Source organism: Streptacidiphilus jiangxiensis (assembly GCF_900109465.1).
Classification (GTDB): Bacteria; Actinomycetota; Actinomycetes; order Streptomycetales; family Streptomycetaceae; genus Streptacidiphilus; species Streptacidiphilus jiangxiensis.
This window is the reverse complement of sequence record NZ_FOAZ01000002.1, coordinates 272,890-288,902: the sequence shown is the minus strand read 5'-3', so window position 1 is coordinate 288,902 and position 16,013 is coordinate 272,890. Positions and strand designations below refer to the sequence as shown.

The following is a 16,013-nucleotide window of genomic DNA, read 5'->3' as shown; positions in this document are numbered from 1 at the left end:
GGCTGTCCCCGGTATAGATGAATCCAATGTCGAGTTCAATATCCCGGGCGCGAGCCGAGGGACTTATTGAATCCGACGTCAAGTTTGACTAGCCTCGGTGCCATGGCCACCGACAGCAGCGCACTCGCCGCGTGGGAGAAGCTGGTCCCGCGGCAGGTCGCCACCAACGGCATCGAACTGCGCGTCTTCGAGGCGGGAGAGGGCACGCCCGTCGTCCTCTGCCACGGCTTCCCCGAGCTGGCGTTCTCCTGGCGCCACCAGATCACCGCGCTGGCCGAGGCCGGCCACCGCGTGATCGTCCCCGACCTGCGCGGCTACGGTGGCAGCTCCCGGCCCGCCGACCCCGCCGCGTACGACATGGTCACCCTCTGCGCCGACCTGGCCGGGCTCCTCGACGCCCTCGGCCTCGCGGACGCCGTCTTCGTCGGCCACGACTGGGGCGCGGCCGTGGTCTGGCACCTGGCCCTGCTGCACCCCGACCGCGTCCGCGCCGTCGCCGGGCTCAGCGTGCCGCCGGCGCCGCGTGCGCCCGTCCCGCCGCTGTCCATCCTGCGCTCGCGCATGGGCGAGGACTTCTACATCTGCTGGTTCCAGACCCCCGAACCCGAGACCGCGCTGCGCGCGGACATCCGGCGCACGCTGCTCTCCCGCGAGGCCCCGACGGCCGCCTGGGCGGCCCGCGACGAACCCGCCGAGCGGCTGCCCTCCTGGCAGACGGAGGACGAACTCGCCCACTACGTCGAGACGTTCGAGCGGACCGGGTTCACCGGCGGCCTCAACTACTACCGCAACATCGACCGCAACTGGGAGCTGATGGAGCCGCTGGCCGGCCGCACCGTCGACCAGCCCTCCTTCTTCGCCATCGGCTCCCGCGACCCGGTGGCCACCTTCAGCGCCACCGACCGCCTCGACCGCGTCCTCACCGACCAGCGCGGCCTGCTCGTCCTCGACGGCGCCGGTCACTGGATCCAGCAGCAGCGGCCCGACGAGGTCAACGCCGCCCTGCTGGGCTTCCTCGCCTCCCTCTGACCCTCCGAAAGGAACGTGCCGCGCATGATCGACCCGAACGTCCTCCCCGTCCGTCCGGCCAGCCTCGCCGAGCTCCAGCAGCTGATCGGCAAGGAGATCGGCCCGACGGACTGGCACGAGGTGACCCAGGAGCGCGTTGACGCCTTCGCCGAGGTCACCGGCGACCAGCAGTGGATCCACGTCGACCCCGAGCGTGCCGCCGCCAGCCCGCTCGGCGGGACCATCGCGCACGGGCTCTACAGCCTGGCGCTCGGCCCGGCGTTCTCCTACACGCTGCTCGCCCTCGACGGCTTCGCGCACGGACTCAACTACGGCTACGACAAGGTCCGTTTCCCGGCCCCGCTGCCGGTCGGCTCGCGCATCCGGATGCGGCTGACGCTGCTCGCCGCCGATCCTGTCCCCGGCGGCATCCAACTGCGCGCACAGCACGTCGTCGAGCGCGAGGGTGGCGAGAAGCCGATCGTGGTCGCTGAGTCGCTGGCCAGGGTCGTGGAGAGGGGTGACTGAACCGACCCGGTTGCTATCATCCGAGGCAGAAATGCCAGGTCGAGGCTCGGAGGGACACGCGTGACAGGCCAGGTCCCGACCGAGGACGGTGCGCACGCAAGGATCACCACCCCGCGCAGCGCGCGCGGCGAACGGACCCGCGGCGCCCTGGTCCGCGGCGCCCGCGAGGTCTTCGAGCGCGACGGCTACCTGGACGCGAGGATCACCGACATCTCCAAGGCGGCCGGCGTCGCCTCCGGCTCCTTCTACACCTATTTCAACAACAAGGAGGAGATCTTCGCGGCCGTCGTCGAGCAGGTCCAGGAGGAGATGCTCCACCCGCACCTGCGCGAGCGCACCGGCATCACCGACGCCCGCGAAATGATCGACGCCTCCAACCGCGAGTACCTGCGCTCCTACAAGCAGAACGCTCGCCTGATGGCCCTGTTCGAGCAGGTCGCGCAGATCGACCCGACCTTCCGCGCGCTGCGCATCCAGCGCGGCAACGCTTTCGCGCAGCGCAACGCCAAGCTGATCCGGCAGTTGCAGGAGCGCGGCGAGGCGGACCCGTCGCTGGACCCGCTGGTGACGGCGCACGCGCTGTCCAACATGGTGAGCCGGATGGCCTACATGGTCTACGTGCTGGAGCAGCGCATCGCCTTCGAGCGCCTGGTGGGCACGCTCAACCAGATCTGGATCAACGGCCTGCAACTGCGCGAGCCGGGCGGACACGCGTCGTAACCCCGGCGACCGTGCCCCCGGCCAGGCGGCCGGGGAATCGGGTCACAGGGACCGCAGCGGCGGTGCCTGCCCCGTGATTCCGGAGGGTTGCAACAAGGGGCCCGGCTCCGGGCCGGGATCGGCGACCGTCAGCACCCCCGCTGCCGCCGGGTCGAAACCAGTGGGCCACCTGGTCAGTTCACTCGCGACCGCCTCGTCCAGACGAGCGGCGGTCAGGTCGGCCTGCCTCAGGTCCGTGCCGCGCAGATCGGCGAGGCGCAGGTCGGCCCGGTGGAACACGGCGCCCGTGGCGTCGGCCTTGCGCAGGTTGGCCTCGCGCAGGTCCGCACCGGTCAGGTCCGTGGCGTGCAGATCCGCTTGGACGAGCCGGGCGCCGCGCAGGTCGGAACCGACCACGCGAGCCCGGTGCAGGATCGCCGTCACCAGGCCCGCATGACGCAGATTGACCGAGACCAGCGACGAGTTGGTGAGGTTGGCGCCGTAGAGGCCGGCCGCCTCCAGGCAGGCGCCGTCGAGGTTCACGCCGTTCAGCCACAGGCCGTCGCAGTCGGCGCGGCGCAGGTCGGTGGCCCCGAGGTTGACCCACTTCTGCTCCCGGTGCCGGCACAGGACCCCGAGCCCGGTCAGGGCGACCTGGACGTCGGGGGAGCGGACCTCCAGCGGGGCGATCTCGTTGACGTGGACGCCCGCACCGGGAGCGGAGGGGCCGGTCGGCGGCCAGGGGGTGTGGCTGCGCAGGAAGGCCGCCTGGATGGAGATGGCGGCCTCACGGTCACGCGGGGACTGCTCGGCGATCCGCCACAGCGCATGCAGTCCGCCGATGCGGACATCGAGCTTGTCGCTGCCGAGTTGGTCGACGGCGCGGCCGAACCGGTCGGTGATCCAGCCCTCCTGGGTGGCGCGCAGACCGTCCTGGCTCACCCGCAGCTGCCGCCAGGTGGCCCAGGCCCCGAAGAGGACGACCAGTCCACCGACCGCCTGGAGGAAGGTCGTCCGGGTGTTGTTCACCGCGGTCAGCCGGTCCTGCGGTGCGATGCGTGCGCCGCCCAGATCGTGGTCCACCACGAGGCCCGGAAGGGCGAACAACAGCACGACCAGTGCTGCGATCCCGGCCAGGCCCACCAGGAGCCAGGTCGCGACACCGCGCCGCAGGGACGTTCCACTCCGCTCCGTGCGTCGGCCGTCGCCGAACTCCCCCGTGTTCATGCCGGGGAGCCTAGGGGACCTCGGGGCAGGGGCCAAGCACAGCCGGGGCACGGGACTCGCACTACTTGAACTTGACGTTGGATTCAACTATACAGGGAGCACACCCCGAATCCCCTGGCAGGAGCCCGCCATGTCCCTGTTCGAGCTGTCGGAGCGCGCCCAGAAGTACCAGGCCGAACTGCTGGACTTCATGGACACCCACGTGTACCCGGCCGAGGCCGTCTACGAGGAGCAGATGCGGGCCGCGGGCGACCCCAACTTCCACCCGCCCGTCATCGAGGAGCTCAAGGCCGAGGCCCGCCGCCGCGGACTGTGGAACCTCTTCCACCCCGATCCGGCCTGGGGTGCGGGGCTGACCAACCTCGAGTACGCGCCGCTTGCCGAGATCATGGGGCGCAGCCCGCACCTCGCCCCCGAGGCCTGCAACTGCGCCGCGCCCGACACCGGCAACATGGAGGTGTTCACCCTCTTCGGCACCCCGGAGCACCAGGAGAAGTACCTCCGCCCGCTGCTCGACGGCACCATCCGTTCCGCCTTCGCGATGACCGAGCCGGCCGTCGCCAGCTCCGACGCCACCAACATCGAGATGCGCATGCAGCGCGACGGCGACCACTACGTCCTCAACGGCCGCAAGTGGTTCGCCTCCAACGCACTGCACCGCAACTGCACCGTCATGATCGTCATGGGCAAGACCGACCCGAGCGCGGAGCGCCACCGCCAGCAGTCGATGATGGTCGTCCCGATCGACGCGCCCGGCGTGACGATCGTGCGCGGCCTGCCCGTCTTCGGCTACCTGGACCGCGAGGGCCACGCCGAGATCACCTTCGAGGACGTCCGGGTTCCCGTCGCCGACGTGCTCAAGGGGGAGGGGGAGGGCTTCGCCATCAGCCAGGCCCGTCTCGGCCCCGGCCGTATCCACCACTGCATGCGCGCCATCGGCCTGGCCGAGCGCGCGCTGGAGCTGCTCTGCCGGCGCGCGCTGTCGCGCACGACCTTCGGGCAGCCGCTCGCGGCGCGCGGCAACATCCAGGACTGGATCGCCGAGGCCCGCATCGACATCGAGCAGATCCGTCTGCTGACGCTCAAGGCCGCCTGGATGATGGACACCGTCGGCAACAAGGCCGCCCGCACCGAGATCGCCGCGATCAAGGTGGCCGCGCCCAACGTCGCCCTGAAGATCGTCGACCGGGCCATCCAGGTCTTCGGCGCCGCCGGCGTCACCGACGACTTCCCGCTCGCCAGCGCCTACGCCCACCTGCGCACCCTGCGCCTGGCCGACGGCCCCGACGAGGTCCACAAGGCGGCCATCGCCAAGCAGGAGCTCGCCAAGTACCGCACCGCGTGACCGCCGACCCGACAGGGGAAGACCCGATGCAGCACACCCTCGCCGCCGGGCCCGGCGCCGAGCCCGGCACCGACACGGTCCTCGCCGAACGGCGCGGCCCCGTCCTGGTGCTGACGCTCAACCGGCCCGACCGGCTCAACGCCTGGACCTACGCCCTGGAGGACCGCTACTTCGACCTGCTCGACCAGGCCGAGGCGGACCCGGACGTCCGCGCCGTCGTGCTGACCGGCGCCGGACGCGGCTTCTGCGCCGGCGCGGACCTGGACGACCTCGCGGCCGTGGGCAACGCCGACGCGGCCGCCCTGGACGCCACCCTCGCCGCGCTGCCGGCCCGCAGCCGCCCGCGCACCCGGCCGCTGGAGCTGCGCAAGCCGCTGATTGCCGCGATCAACGGCGCGGCCGCCGGGCTGGGGCTCGTGGAGGCGCTCTACTGCGACATCCGCTTCGCCGCGCCGGCCGCCAAACTCACCACCGCCTTCGCCCGGCGCGGGCTGATCGCCGAGTACGGCATCGCCTGGCTGCTGCCGCGCCTGGTCGGCCCGAGCCGCGCGACGGACCTGCTGCTCTCCAGCCGGGTCGTGCGCGGGGAGGAGGCCCTGACGATGGGCCTGGTCGACTTCGTCGTCGAGCCGGACCGGCTCCTCGACGCGGCCGTCGCCTACGCGACGGAGCTGGCCGAGCAGTGCTCGCCGTGGTCGATGCACATGATCAAGCAGCAGGTGCAGCGCGGACTGGACAGCAGCTTCCCGGCCGCCGTCGCCGACGCGGACGCGCTGATGCTGGAGGGCTTCCGCCGCCCCGACGTGCGCGAGGGCGTCGCCAGTTACCTCGAGCACCGCGCGCCCGCGTTCCCGCCGCTGGAGCCGCAGTGACCGACGTGCAGCCCGACACCCCGCCGAAGGCCGTCCTCACGGACTTCGGCGGAGTGCTCACCACCGACGTCTTCGCCTCGTTCCGGGCCTACTCCGCCCGCCTGACCGGGGACCCCCACACCGTGGAACGCCTGCTGCGCGAGGACGAGACCGTCACTCGCGCCCTCGTCGACCACGAGCGCGGCCGACTGCCGCAGGCCGGCCTCGAGACGGCCCTTGCCGACGCGCTGCGCGCCCGGGGCACGAACGTCTCGCCGGTCGGCCTACTGGCCGCGATCAGCGCGGACATCCGGCCGGACCTGGGGATGGTCGCCGCCCTCCGGCGGTTGCACGCGGCGGGCGTGCCGGTGGCGTTGGTCTCCAATGCCCTGGGCGACGACCTCTACCGCGACGTGGACCTGCCCTCGCTCTGCGACGTCGCGGTCATCTCCAGCGAGGTCGGCGAACGCAAGCCGGGCCGCCGCATCTACGCGATCGCGTGCGAGCGCCTCGGCGTCGCCCCGACGGACTGCCTGATGATCGACGACCTGCAGCAGAACCTCGACGGCGCGGCCCGGCTGGGTATCCGGGGCCTGCACCACGTCGACGGCGCGGCGACGGTTCATAGCCTGGAACTGCTGTTTCCGCAGGCCTTCGACTGAGTCCGCCCGTCCGCCGAACGGGTCTACGCCAGAGCGTCGTGCCACGGACCGAGGTCGAGGTCCGGGTAGCGCTGTGCCGCGGCGGCCAGGGAGCCCGACGTCCAGTAGGTGTGGCCCGGTGGCGGAAAGCCGAACAGTGCGAGCTGACGTGGCGTGGCTCGCCCGACGAAGCGGTACCACCCGGCTTCGTGGCTGCTCGAGGCCCACCCCGTGCGCTGACCCCACTCGACGGCGGCGGGGCGGTAGCAGACCTGCATGCTGTACCGGGTGCCGCGCGGAGCCCGCAGTTCGGTCCCGCGGTGGAATGTGCCGGGGTGGAAGGCCACGACCGTGCCCGCCGGTCCTGCGGCCGACACCTCGGCGGCGTACAGCTCGGGACTGCCCTGCGGAGCGACGACGCCGGTTGGATCGCCGCCCGTGTCCGTGCGCGGGTACCAGTTCGGCTTGGCCGGCAGATGCCGGGTGTGCTGGGTGGAGACCAGGTGCGGGGGCCCGAGCTCCTCGGGGACGTCGAGCAGGTAGACGAACATCTCCACTTGCTGGTGAGTGGTGTCCAGGGCAGGCGTCAGCAGAGTGTGGTTGAGGTAGTCGCGGTGGAGCGGCTGGTCATAGTCGGCGGCGCCGGTGAACTTCGCCCAGCACTCGGCTCCGTAGATCCGCACGTGCTCATCCTGCAGGAGGCACTGGGCGAGCTCGACCAGACGGTCGTGGACGGCCAGCAGACTCAACTCGGCGCTGGCGAAGGGAAACGAAGCGATGCCGGCGAACTCGTCGCCCTGGTACCGCTCCGAGCGCGGGTCGGTGCGGTCGTGGAAGCCGTCAGGCGTGGGATGAACCTGTTCCAACTCCTGGAGCGCGGGAGCGAGGGCGGAAGCAGACAGAAATCCGGGTAGTACCACGTATCCGTGCGTCCGCCAGGCAGACCGTGCATCGTCGAGGTCCATCCTGGCAGGATCCAGCGCGCTCCGGCTCGGTGCATCCGATTTTCGGCGCCGACCGGGGCGCGTTTGGTTGAACCTCTAGCGCGTGCGTCGTGAACCCGACAAGATCCCTACTGGCGAGTCACCAGTAGGGATCTTGTCGGGTTCAAGGGGACGGGTAGGCATGAGCACCGAGATCGAACAGCCGACAGGCGTGTCACGGCGCCGCTTCCTCGGATACGTGCTCGCCGCGTCCACGCTCACCGTGGCCGCCGATCTGGGTGCGGGCGCGACCCCCGCCGCGGCGGCCGTGCCCGGGGTGCCGGAGCCCGCGGACCTGTACGACCTCAACGACATGCTCACCGACGCCACCCTGGCCACGGCGAACCTGATCACCATCACGATGAACGCCGACGGCACCGCCTCCTTCGCGCTGCCACGCGCGGAGGTCGGGCAGGGGATCACCACCAGTACCGCGATGCTCATCGCGGAGGAGCTGGACCTGCCGCTGTCCAAGGTGCGGGTCTCCCTCGCCGACGCGCGGCCCGAGCTCGTCTTCAACCAGCTCACCGGCGGCTCCAACACCACCATCTCCACCTGGACGCCGGTCCGCGTCGCCGCCGCGACGGCCAAGCAGCGGCTGCTGGAGGCGGCCGCCACGGAGCTGGGCGTGCCGCTGAGCGCCCTGTCCGCACTGCAGGGCGTGATCACCGCACCCGACGGGCGCTCCCTCGGCTACGCCGAACTCGCCGTCTCCGCGGCGAGCCTGACCAACCTCCAGGTCTCCGTCACGCTCAAGGCGGCGTCCGCCTTCACCGTGATCGGCACGCCGCAGAACCGGATCGACGCGCTGGACGCCGTCACCGGACGCAAGCAGTTCGCCATGGACGTGCAGGTGGCGGGCGCGATGCCGGCGATGATCTGTCGGCCGCCGACGATCAACGGCACGGTCGTCTCCGTGCAGAACCAGGCCGCCGTCCAGGCCATGCCGGGGATCACCGACGTCGCCGTCGTCTCCACCGGCGTGGCCGTGCGCGGGCGCACCTTCGGGCAGTGCATCGACGCCGTGCGCGCGCTGCAGGTGACCTGGGGGCCCGGCAGCGAGGACGCGGCGACGGACGCGAGCGTGCTGGCGGAGCTGCGCGCCGCGGAGAACCCGCTGGTCGTCCCGCCGCTGCCGCTGCTGACCGAGGCGATCGACGCCCGGTTCACTTTCCACTTCGCCAGCAACAGCGCGCTGGAGACCAACTGCGCGGTCGCGGACGTGCAGGCGGGCAGCGCCACGATCTGGGCCTCCGTCAAGTCGCCGATCACCGCGCAGGAGGAGATCGCCGCCAAGCTGGGCCTGCCGGTGAGTGCGGTGACGGTCCATGTCACCCAGGGCGGCGGCTCGTTCGGGCGCAAGCTGTTCCACGACGCCGCGCTGGAGGCGGCGGAGGTCTCGCAGGCGATGGGCAAGCCGGTGCGGCTGATGTGGCACCGCACCGACGACTTCCGCCACGGGCGGGTGCACCCGATGTCCATCTCCCGGGTGCGGGCGACGTACTCGCTCGGCCAGGTGCTCACCCTGGACCAGCGGCACACCTCGGTGGCCACCGAGTTCGGGCACGGCCTCGGTGAGATCATCACCGCCTCCGCGGCCAAACTGCCGGTCGGCGGGCTGACGTTCTCCGAGACCATCTTCACGTTGACCCAGCAGACGCCCTACAACTTCGGCGTCACCACGCAGTTGCTGACCGAGGTCGACAACGGCTTCCACACCGGCAGCATGCGCAACATCTACTCACCCAACGTCCGCTGCGCGCAGGAGCTGGTCGTCGACCAGCTGGCCGCCGCGATGAACCAGGACCCCTACCGGTTCCGGCGCGGGTTCCTGAAGGACCCGCGTGCCGTGGCCGTCCTCGACAAGGTGGCCCAGGCGGGCAATTGGGGACGGACGATGGCGCCCGGCACCGCTCAGGGCATCGCGATCCACGCGGAGTACCACGGCTTCGTCGCCGTGCTGGTGGAGATCGACTGCACCCCGGCGACGGTCAACCGGCAGATCCCGGACGCCGTCACCGGGCCACGCGTCACCAAGGCGGTCTGCGCGGTGGACGTGGGTCTGGCCGTCAACCCCACGGGCCTGCAGGCGCAGATGATGGGCGGCATCATGGACGGCATCGCCGTCACGCTCACCTCCAGCCTGCACCTGGCCGACGGCGTCTTCCAGGAAGGCAGTTGGGACAACTACTTCTACACCCGCCAGTGGAACACCCCGCCGGAGCTGGACATCTACGTCATGCCGCCGACCACCGGCACGCCCGGCGGCGCGGGAGAGCTGGCCGTGGCCGGGGCGATGGCGGCGGTCGCCTGCGCGTACGGCCGGGCGACGGGCACCATGCCCACCACGTTCCCGATCAACCACGACGCGCCGCTGGCCTTCACGCCACTGCCGACCGTGCCGCCCGTTCCGCAGTCGCCCACCGACGGCCTCGGCCGCGCCTACTAGCACCGTCCAGAAACAGGAGCCGACCCCCTTGCCTACGCACACGTTCGTTCTCAACGGGCAGCAGGTCACCGTCGACGTCGAGGACGACGTCCGGCTGCTCTGGGTCCTGCGCGACATCCTCGGTGTCACCGGGCCCAAGTACGGCTGCGGGCTGGGCGTCTGCCAGGCGTGCACCAGTCACGTCAACGGCAAGGCCTTCAACCCGTGCTGCACGCCGGTCGGCGACCTCCAGCCGACCGACCAGGTCACCACCATCGAGGGACTGCCCGCCACGGTCGGTCAGGACCTGCACCCGATGCAGCAGGCCTGGCTCGACATGGACGTCCCGCAGTGCGGCTACTGCCAACCCGGCCAGATCATGGCCGCCGTGGCCAAGGTGCTCCAGGCCCGCGCCGCCGGGCACCAGCTCGGTGACGCGGACTTCGACGAGATCCGCAACATCTGCCGCTGCGGCACCTACCACCGCATCCGCGAGGCGATCTCGTCGGCGCAGACGAAGTTTTGAGAAGTGTGGCGCCTCAATCCGTGCGTGACTCCTTGACGCTGCCGTGACCGCTGGGAACACTGTTGGCCGTCACCCGCCCCTCCTCGGAGGGGCGTCGTCCGGCGCAAATTGTTAGCGCTAACATTTCCCCACCCGCCTCACGCATCGGAGCGTGATCGCACATGCTGCAACGGATCCTTCTCGCCCTCGCCGCCGTCGGCGCCGCGCTGCTGGCCATGCTGGTCGGACCGGCCGGCGCTGCGCGGGCCGCCACCTCGGAACCCTGTGACATCTACGCCGCGGCCGGTACCCCCTGCGTCGCCGCGCACAGCACCACCCGTGCCCTGTATGCGAGTTACTCGGGCGCGCTGTACCAGGTCAAGCGCCTCTCGGACGGCGCGACCACCGACGTCCACCCCGCGGCTGCGGGCGGAGTCGCCAACGCGGCGACACAGGACGCGTTCTGTGCGAGCTCGGCCTGTTTCATCACCGAGATCTACGACCAGAGCGGCCACGGCAACAACCTGACCGTCGAGGGCTCGGGCGGTAACGGCGGGGCCGACGTCGGCGCCATCGCCAACGCGCTGCCGACCACCGTCGACGGCGCCAAGGTCTACGGGGTCTACGTGGCCGCGGGCGTCGGCTATCGCGACGACTCCACCAGTGGCGTCCCGACCGGCAGCGCGGCGCAGGGCGCCTACATGGTCGCCAGCGGCACGCACGTCAACGGTGGTTGCTGCTTCGACTACGGCAACGCCGAGACCTCCAACACCGACACCGGCAACGGACACATGGACGCCATCAACCTCGGCACCGAGTGCTGGTTCTCGCCGTGCAGCGGCTCCGGTCCGTGGGTCCAGGCGGACCTGGAGAACGGCCTGTTCGCGGGTGCCAACGGCGCCAACACCGCCAACACCGGCAACTCCAGCGCGTTCGTGACCGCCGTGCTGAAGAACAACGGCACCACCACCTACGCCATCAAGGGCGGCAACGCGCAGTCGGGTTCGCTCTCCACCTGGTGGAGCGGCGCCCTGCCCGACCTCGGCGGGTACACCCCGATGCACCAGGAGGGCGCGATCGTCCTCGGCACCGGAGGCGACGACAGCAACAGCTCCGTCGGCTCCTTCTTCGAGGGTGTCCTCACCTCCGGCTACCCGAGCGACGCCGCGGACAACGCCGTCCAGGCCAACGTCGTCGCCGCCGGCTACCAGACGCGCACGCCGTCCTTCCCGGTCTCCGGCTCCAGCTACCGGATGACCAACACCAACAGCGGCCTGGTGCTGGACTCGAAGAACTGCGGGACGAGCAACGGCACCGCCGTGCAGCTGTGGGCGTCGCTCGGCAACACCTGCCAGCAGTGGACCTTCACCTCCGTCGGCCCCGACGTCTACACCGTCAAGAACGTCAACAGCGGGCTGGTCCTGGACGACAACAACTGCGGCGGCGGCAACGGCAACACGCTCCAGACCTGGACGGCTCTCGGCAACACCTGCCAGCAGTGGTACGTGCTGCCCTACGGCTCCGCCTACGAGCTGGTGAACGTCGCCAGCGGCCGAACCGTCGACGTGGAGAACTGCGGCACGACCAACGGGACGGTCGTGCGGCAGTGGCAGACGCTCGACAACGCCTGCCAGCAGTGGACCATCGCGACCTGACGTGGCGACGGCAGCCGGTTCCGCGCGGGCGCAGACCCGCGCGGAACCATCCGGTTTGAGCCATGACGTGATCGTGATCTGGTGGGATCCAGGTCCCCGACGTAGGGTGCATCAAGATCGACAGAGGCTCGCTGTCGACGTTCACTGATCGGGGGATCACATGGGCAAGCGCATCGGCGTGGCCGTCATCGGCAGTCTTCTCGGGATCGGCCTGACGGTGGGACTCGCCGTCGCCGCCTCCGCGAGCGGCGCCCCGCGGCCGGTCGTCCCGGCCGTGGCGCACCCCAACATGGGCGACAACGGCGCCTGCTGCTGACCCGGACGGCGCGCAGCCACTGTTTGTTCCTTTCCTCGGCCGCGGGGGCTTCCCGACCGAGGCACTGCTCGGCGTCCACCCGCCGCAGCCCGGGAAGTCCGGCCGGTGAGGGGTGGACGATCTGGATGGGGGATCCAATGTCCAAGCGCATCGGCGTGGCCGTCATCGGCGCACTTCTCGGGATCGGCCTGACGGTGGGACTCGCCGTCGCGGCGTCCGCCGGCACTGTGCCGCGGCCTGTTCTTCCGGCAGGGGTACACACCATGGGCCAGGACGGCCCCTGCTGCTGACCCGCGGACGCACGCAGGCTCCGGCGCCCGTGATGGGCGGCCGGAGCCTTGTGGTTCCCGAAGACTGAGAGGGCACAACCAGGGCAGGACGACGAGCAGGAACCTCGCCGGGCTGCCCCAGGCCGGCTTGGTGGCGGTGCCGCCCTGGGCCAGGCCGGTGAGGATCGCCGGGGGCAGGTGGTTCGCGGCCACGATGGGGATGGTCACTCTGTCGGCGTGGCCGGGCTTGAGGCCGGCCGGGAAGTGGCAGATGGCGGTGTGTCCGAGCGGCTGTGGGGCGCATTCGGTCGGGAGGTTGGTGACGAACACTCCCGGCGCCAGGCTCACACTCAGGACCACCGGTGCGCTCTCCGGTGCGTTGCCGAGGTTCCACAGCTCCTCGTGTACGGCGGAGTGTCCGCCCGAGCGGAGCGCGACGAGCGGTGAGGCCGCCAGGACCAGTCGCGGTTTCGGTGCGGCCGGTGCGGCGGGAGCCGCCGTCGCCGCTGTGGCCGGGCCGATCGCGACGCCCACGCCCAGGGCCACCGCGAGCAGGGTCCGCCCTCCACGCCTGCTGATCACCATGCACCACCTCCAGCTGAACAAGGCCGCGATTCGGCCGCAGGCCATCAGCGTGCGCGCGGGGCGGGACAAGTTGGCGCGGACACGTCGTGACTGGGCCGAAGGAGCGAAGGCCCGCAGGGGCCGAGTGCGTCAGCGCGGGTCGGCCACGCACTGACCGAAGCGGCCGGAGACGGAGGCGAGGTCGCCGACGCGGCAAGGCGTCTCGATGCCCAGGGTCAGGTCGTGGTCCTGCTGGAGCTGCGCCGCGATGGCGTTCTCGCGTTCGAAGCGGGTCGCCATCATGCCGGTGGTGACCGCACTCGCGGCGTCGTCCGGGCGGTCGCACTGGAGGAAGATGCCGGGGGTGTGGTTCAGCGGCTCCCAGTAGGCGGCCTGGCCCTTGTCACAGGAGAGCGTCTGCCAGTGGCCGGCGTCGGCGGGCGCTGCGGCGGCCGGTGGCGCGAGGGCGACGGTCACGGCCAGGGTCGCGCCTGTCAGCAGCGCGTGGCCGACGGGGGGAAGTCGCTTCATCGGATGAGCCTCCACATCGCTTCGTGCGGGTCGTGCGGCCGAGTCTCGGCGGCATGACCGGCCGCCACTTCCCGCGACGCGCGACGCGGCGGCAGCTCGACCCGATCGGAGGACAGCCGCTCGGCCCGTCCGGCGCGCACGCTCGCCGCATCAGACAATCCGGCCTGATCCGACGCGGAGGGTCAGGCGGGCCCTCGCGTCAGTGAGCCCAGTCCGCGGTCGAGCAGGGCGAACCCGAGCTCCGCGTCGGCCACGGCGCCCGCGTGGCGGTCGTCGGCGGACTCCCCGGACGCCATGTGCGCGGCGTTCTCCTGGGCCAGCTCCCACTGCACGGAGACGATCTGGACGGCGGTCAGGCGGGCGGTGAGGTCCGGCAGGTTCGCGGTTTCGTGCAGGGCCTCGGCGAGGGCGAGCTCCGCGCCGCGCTTGAACCGGTCCATGCGCGCCACCAGGGTCGGCGCGTCGTTGATCATCCGGGTGAGGCGCAGGGCCACCGGGTGGTCGTTGAGACCGGTGATCGGGTCGCGGGCGTCCAGTCCGGCCAGGAAGTGCCCGCGCAGGGCGGCGAGCGGGGTGGTGCCCGCCTCGCGGGCGCGGACGACGCGGGCCGACTCGGTCTCGTGGTCGGCGAGTCGGTGCACCACCAGGTCCTCCTTGGTGGGGAAGTAGGCGAAGAGGGTCCGTTTGGACACCTCGGCCGCCTCGGCCACCTGGGCCACCGAGACCTGGTTGAACCCGTGCTCGAGGAAGAGTGCGATCGCCGCGTCCGAGATGGCCGCGTGGGTGCGTTGCTTCTTGCGTTCCCGCAGGCCCGGCCTGGCGTCGTCGTCCATGCCCGAACCGTAGCAGGAGGCGTGCCCGAGGGTATTTCTGCACTTGGTATATATTTGCTCCTGGGTGAGAAAGGAGCCGAGATGGCTGAGATCGAGACCGAGGTCCTCGTCGTGGGCGCAGGCCCGACGGGGCTGATGCTGGCGTACGAGCTGGCCCTGTCCGGGGTCGGCACCGTCGTGCTGGAGCGCTTGGAGCAGCGCGTCGAGCAGGTGAAGGGCGGCGGGATCCAGCCGCGAAGCGCCGAGTTGCTGGAGCTCCGCGGTCTGCTCGCGCCGATCCTGGAGCGGGCGACGCCCCGCGAGCCGGTCGGTGGACACTTCGGGGGTCTGCCGGTGGCGCTGGACTGCACGTCCTGGCACACCCGGCACCCGTTCCCGCTCGCCGTCGCGCAGTTCGAGATCGAGGACGTGCTGGAGCGGCGGGCGGTCGACCTCGGCGCGCGGGTGCTGCGCGGCGCGCCCGTCACACAGGTCGCGACCGACGACGGCGACGATGGCGACGGCGACGGCGTGGTGGCGACGACCGGCGACGGCACGCGGGTCCGGGCCCGGTACCTGGTGGCGTGCGACGGCGGGCACAGCACGGTGCGCAAGCTGCTCGGGCTGCCGTTCCCCGGTCGGCCCGGCACCCATGACGCGGTGCTGGCCGACATCCGGCTCTCCGCCGTGTCGGAGTCCGTGCCGCGGCAGCTCGGTCACATGAGCGCGCTGATGCGTCAGGGCGGCGGCTACTGGGCGATGCTGGCCCCGCTCGGCGAGGACCGCTACCGGTTCACCTTCGGGCGGGCAGCGGGACAGATGGACACGGCCAGGGGTGCTGCGGCCGAGGTCGAACACGACACCCCCGTCACCGACGAGGAGATCACCGCCGCGCTCCGCGCCGTGTACGGCGAGCCGACGGCCCTCGGTGACGTCCTCAACGCCTCACGGTTCACCGACGCCACCCGCCAGTTGGAGCAGTACCGCGCCGGCCGGGTGCTGTTCGCGGGCGACGCCGCGCACATCCACCCGCCGCTGGGCGGCCAGGGCCTCAATCTCGGCCTGCAGGACGCCCTCAATCTCGGCTGGAAACTCGCCGCCACCGTGCAGGGCCGAGCGCCGCGCAGCCTGCTGGACAGCTACCACGCCGAACGGCACCCCGTCGCCGCGCAGGTCCTGCACCACACCTCGGCCCAGCGCCTGCTGGCCGACCCGCAGCCCAGCGAGGACCTGGCGGCGCTGCGCGACATCGTGACCGACCTGCTGCGGCTGCCCGACGCCAACCGCCACCTGGCGGGCCTGATGTCCGGCCTCTCGCTGCGCTACCCGCTCCCGGGCGTCCACCCGCTGACGGGGCAGCGGGTGCCGGACGCCGAGTTGGAGACCGACGCCGGTCCGGTCCGGCTGTCGGCCCTGTTCGCCGCCGGGCACGCCGTCCTGCTGGACCTGGCCGGCGCGCTGCCCGAGGGTCTCCCCCTCCCGCCGCGCGTCGACCTCGTCCGGGCGAGCTGCTTCGAGGATCTCGGCGCCGCCGTCCTGCTGATCCGGCCGGACGGCTACGTCTGCCACGCCGCGGACGGGCCCGCCGTCGACGGCGAGTCGGTGCTCGCCGCCGTGGCGGACCGTCTTGCCACCACGGGCTGACGTAGCG

Annotated in this window: 16 protein-coding genes; 12 read left to right on the top strand and 4 right to left on the bottom strand. The window is 71.5% G+C overall.

The genetic code is table 11. The features are described 5' to 3' along the window. The first annotated feature begins 102 nt into the window (after nt 1-102). Genes BMY61_RS04755 through BMY61_RS04745 form a run of 3 tightly spaced genes read left to right on the top strand, consistent with a single transcriptional unit; the run spans nt 103 to nt 2,256 of the window. Nucleotides 103-1,029, top strand: a complete 927-nt coding sequence (locus BMY61_RS04755) for an alpha/beta fold hydrolase (protein ID WP_042454428.1) — start codon at nt 103-105, stop codon at nt 1,027-1,029. A gap of 24 nt (nt 1,030-1,053) precedes the next feature. Next, nucleotides 1,054-1,536 carry a MaoC family dehydratase gene (locus BMY61_RS04750; protein ID WP_042454426.1) on the top strand — a complete coding sequence of 161 codons (483 nt, stop codon included), beginning with the start codon at nt 1,054-1,056 and terminating at the stop codon, nt 1,534-1,536. 60 nt (nt 1,537-1,596) lie between these two features. Then, on the top strand, nt 1,597-2,256 hold the full coding sequence (locus BMY61_RS04745; protein ID WP_082015380.1) for a TetR/AcrR family transcriptional regulator: 660 nt from the start codon (nt 1,597-1,599) through the stop codon (nt 2,254-2,256). Between the two features lie 42 nt (nt 2,257-2,298). On the opposite strand, the gene BMY61_RS04740 is transcribed toward BMY61_RS04745, so the two are convergent. Continuing rightward, a complete protein-coding gene (locus BMY61_RS04740; protein ID WP_082015379.1) occupies nt 2,299-3,462 on the bottom strand; it encodes a pentapeptide repeat-containing protein in 1,164 nt (387 codons plus the stop codon). 130 nt (nt 3,463-3,592) lie between these two features. Between BMY61_RS04740 and BMY61_RS04735 the strand changes: the two genes are divergently transcribed. From BMY61_RS04735 to BMY61_RS04725, 3 genes are read left to right on the top strand one after another with little or no spacing between them, the layout of a single operon-like run. Beyond that, a complete protein-coding gene (locus tag BMY61_RS04735; RefSeq protein ID WP_042454424.1) occupies nt 3,593-4,807 on the top strand; it encodes an acyl-CoA dehydrogenase family protein in 1,215 nt (404 codons plus the stop codon). 26 nt (nt 4,808-4,833) lie between these two features. Continuing rightward, nucleotides 4,834-5,679, top strand: a complete 846-nt coding sequence (locus BMY61_RS04730; protein WP_042454422.1) for an enoyl-CoA hydratase-related protein — start codon at nt 4,834-4,836, stop codon at nt 5,677-5,679. Next, complete coding sequence (locus BMY61_RS04725) at nt 5,676-6,320, top strand: HAD family hydrolase (protein ID WP_052439144.1); 645 nt, start codon at nt 5,676-5,678, stop codon at nt 6,318-6,320. Before BMY61_RS04730 ends, BMY61_RS04725 begins: the two co-directional genes overlap by 4 nt. Nucleotides 6,321-6,343: 23 nt before the next feature. On the opposite strand, the gene BMY61_RS04720 is transcribed toward BMY61_RS04725, so the two are convergent. Then, a complete protein-coding gene (locus BMY61_RS04720) occupies nt 6,344-7,264 on the bottom strand; it encodes a phytanoyl-CoA dioxygenase family protein (RefSeq protein WP_075003754.1) in 921 nt (306 codons plus the stop codon). A gap of 160 nt (nt 7,265-7,424) precedes the next feature. On the opposite strand from BMY61_RS04720, the gene BMY61_RS04715 reads away from it, so the two are divergent. The 5 genes from BMY61_RS04715 to BMY61_RS45925 all read left to right on the top strand — a co-directional run bounded on the left by BMY61_RS04715 (nt 7,425) and on the right by BMY61_RS45925 (nt 12,476). Continuing rightward, nucleotides 7,425-9,731 (top strand): molybdopterin cofactor-binding domain-containing protein, encoded by a 2,307-nt coding sequence (locus tag BMY61_RS04715; protein ID WP_042454414.1) that lies wholly within the window; start codon nt 7,425-7,427, stop codon nt 9,729-9,731. Nucleotides 9,732-9,759: 28 nt separating this feature from the next. Continuing rightward, nucleotides 9,760-10,236, top strand: coding sequence for a (2Fe-2S)-binding protein (locus tag BMY61_RS04710; protein ID WP_042454412.1), 477 nt, complete (start codon nt 9,760-9,762; stop codon nt 10,234-10,236). 161 nt (nt 10,237-10,397) lie between these two features. Continuing rightward, nucleotides 10,398-11,870 (top strand): arabinofuranosidase catalytic domain-containing protein, encoded by a 1,473-nt coding sequence (locus BMY61_RS04705; RefSeq protein WP_042454409.1) that lies wholly within the window; start codon nt 10,398-10,400, stop codon nt 11,868-11,870. A 160-nt stretch (nt 11,871-12,030) separates the two neighbouring features. After that, complete coding sequence (locus tag BMY61_RS45930) at nt 12,031-12,186, top strand: hypothetical protein (protein WP_161791308.1); 156 nt, start codon at nt 12,031-12,033, stop codon at nt 12,184-12,186. 137 nt (nt 12,187-12,323) lie between these two features. Next, nucleotides 12,324-12,476, top strand: a complete 153-nt coding sequence (locus BMY61_RS45925; protein ID WP_177240373.1) for a hypothetical protein — start codon at nt 12,324-12,326, stop codon at nt 12,474-12,476. Nucleotides 12,477-13,169: 693 nt separating this feature from the next. Here the strand turns inward: BMY61_RS45925 and BMY61_RS04695 are convergent. Then, a complete protein-coding gene (locus BMY61_RS04695; protein WP_042454403.1) occupies nt 13,170-13,550 on the bottom strand; it encodes a hypothetical protein in 381 nt (126 codons plus the stop codon). A 182-nt stretch (nt 13,551-13,732) separates the two neighbouring features. Further along, on the bottom strand, nt 13,733-14,383 hold the full coding sequence (locus BMY61_RS04690; protein ID WP_042454400.1) for a TetR/AcrR family transcriptional regulator: 651 nt from the start codon (nt 14,381-14,383) through the stop codon (nt 13,733-13,735). 81 nt (nt 14,384-14,464) lie between these two features. On the opposite strand from BMY61_RS04690, the gene BMY61_RS04685 reads away from it, so the two are divergent. Continuing rightward, nucleotides 14,465-16,006 carry an FAD-dependent monooxygenase gene (locus BMY61_RS04685; protein ID WP_042454397.1) on the top strand — a complete coding sequence of 514 codons (1,542 nt, stop codon included), beginning with the start codon at nt 14,465-14,467 and terminating at the stop codon, nt 16,004-16,006. The last annotated feature ends 7 nt before the right edge of the window (nt 16,007-16,013 follow it).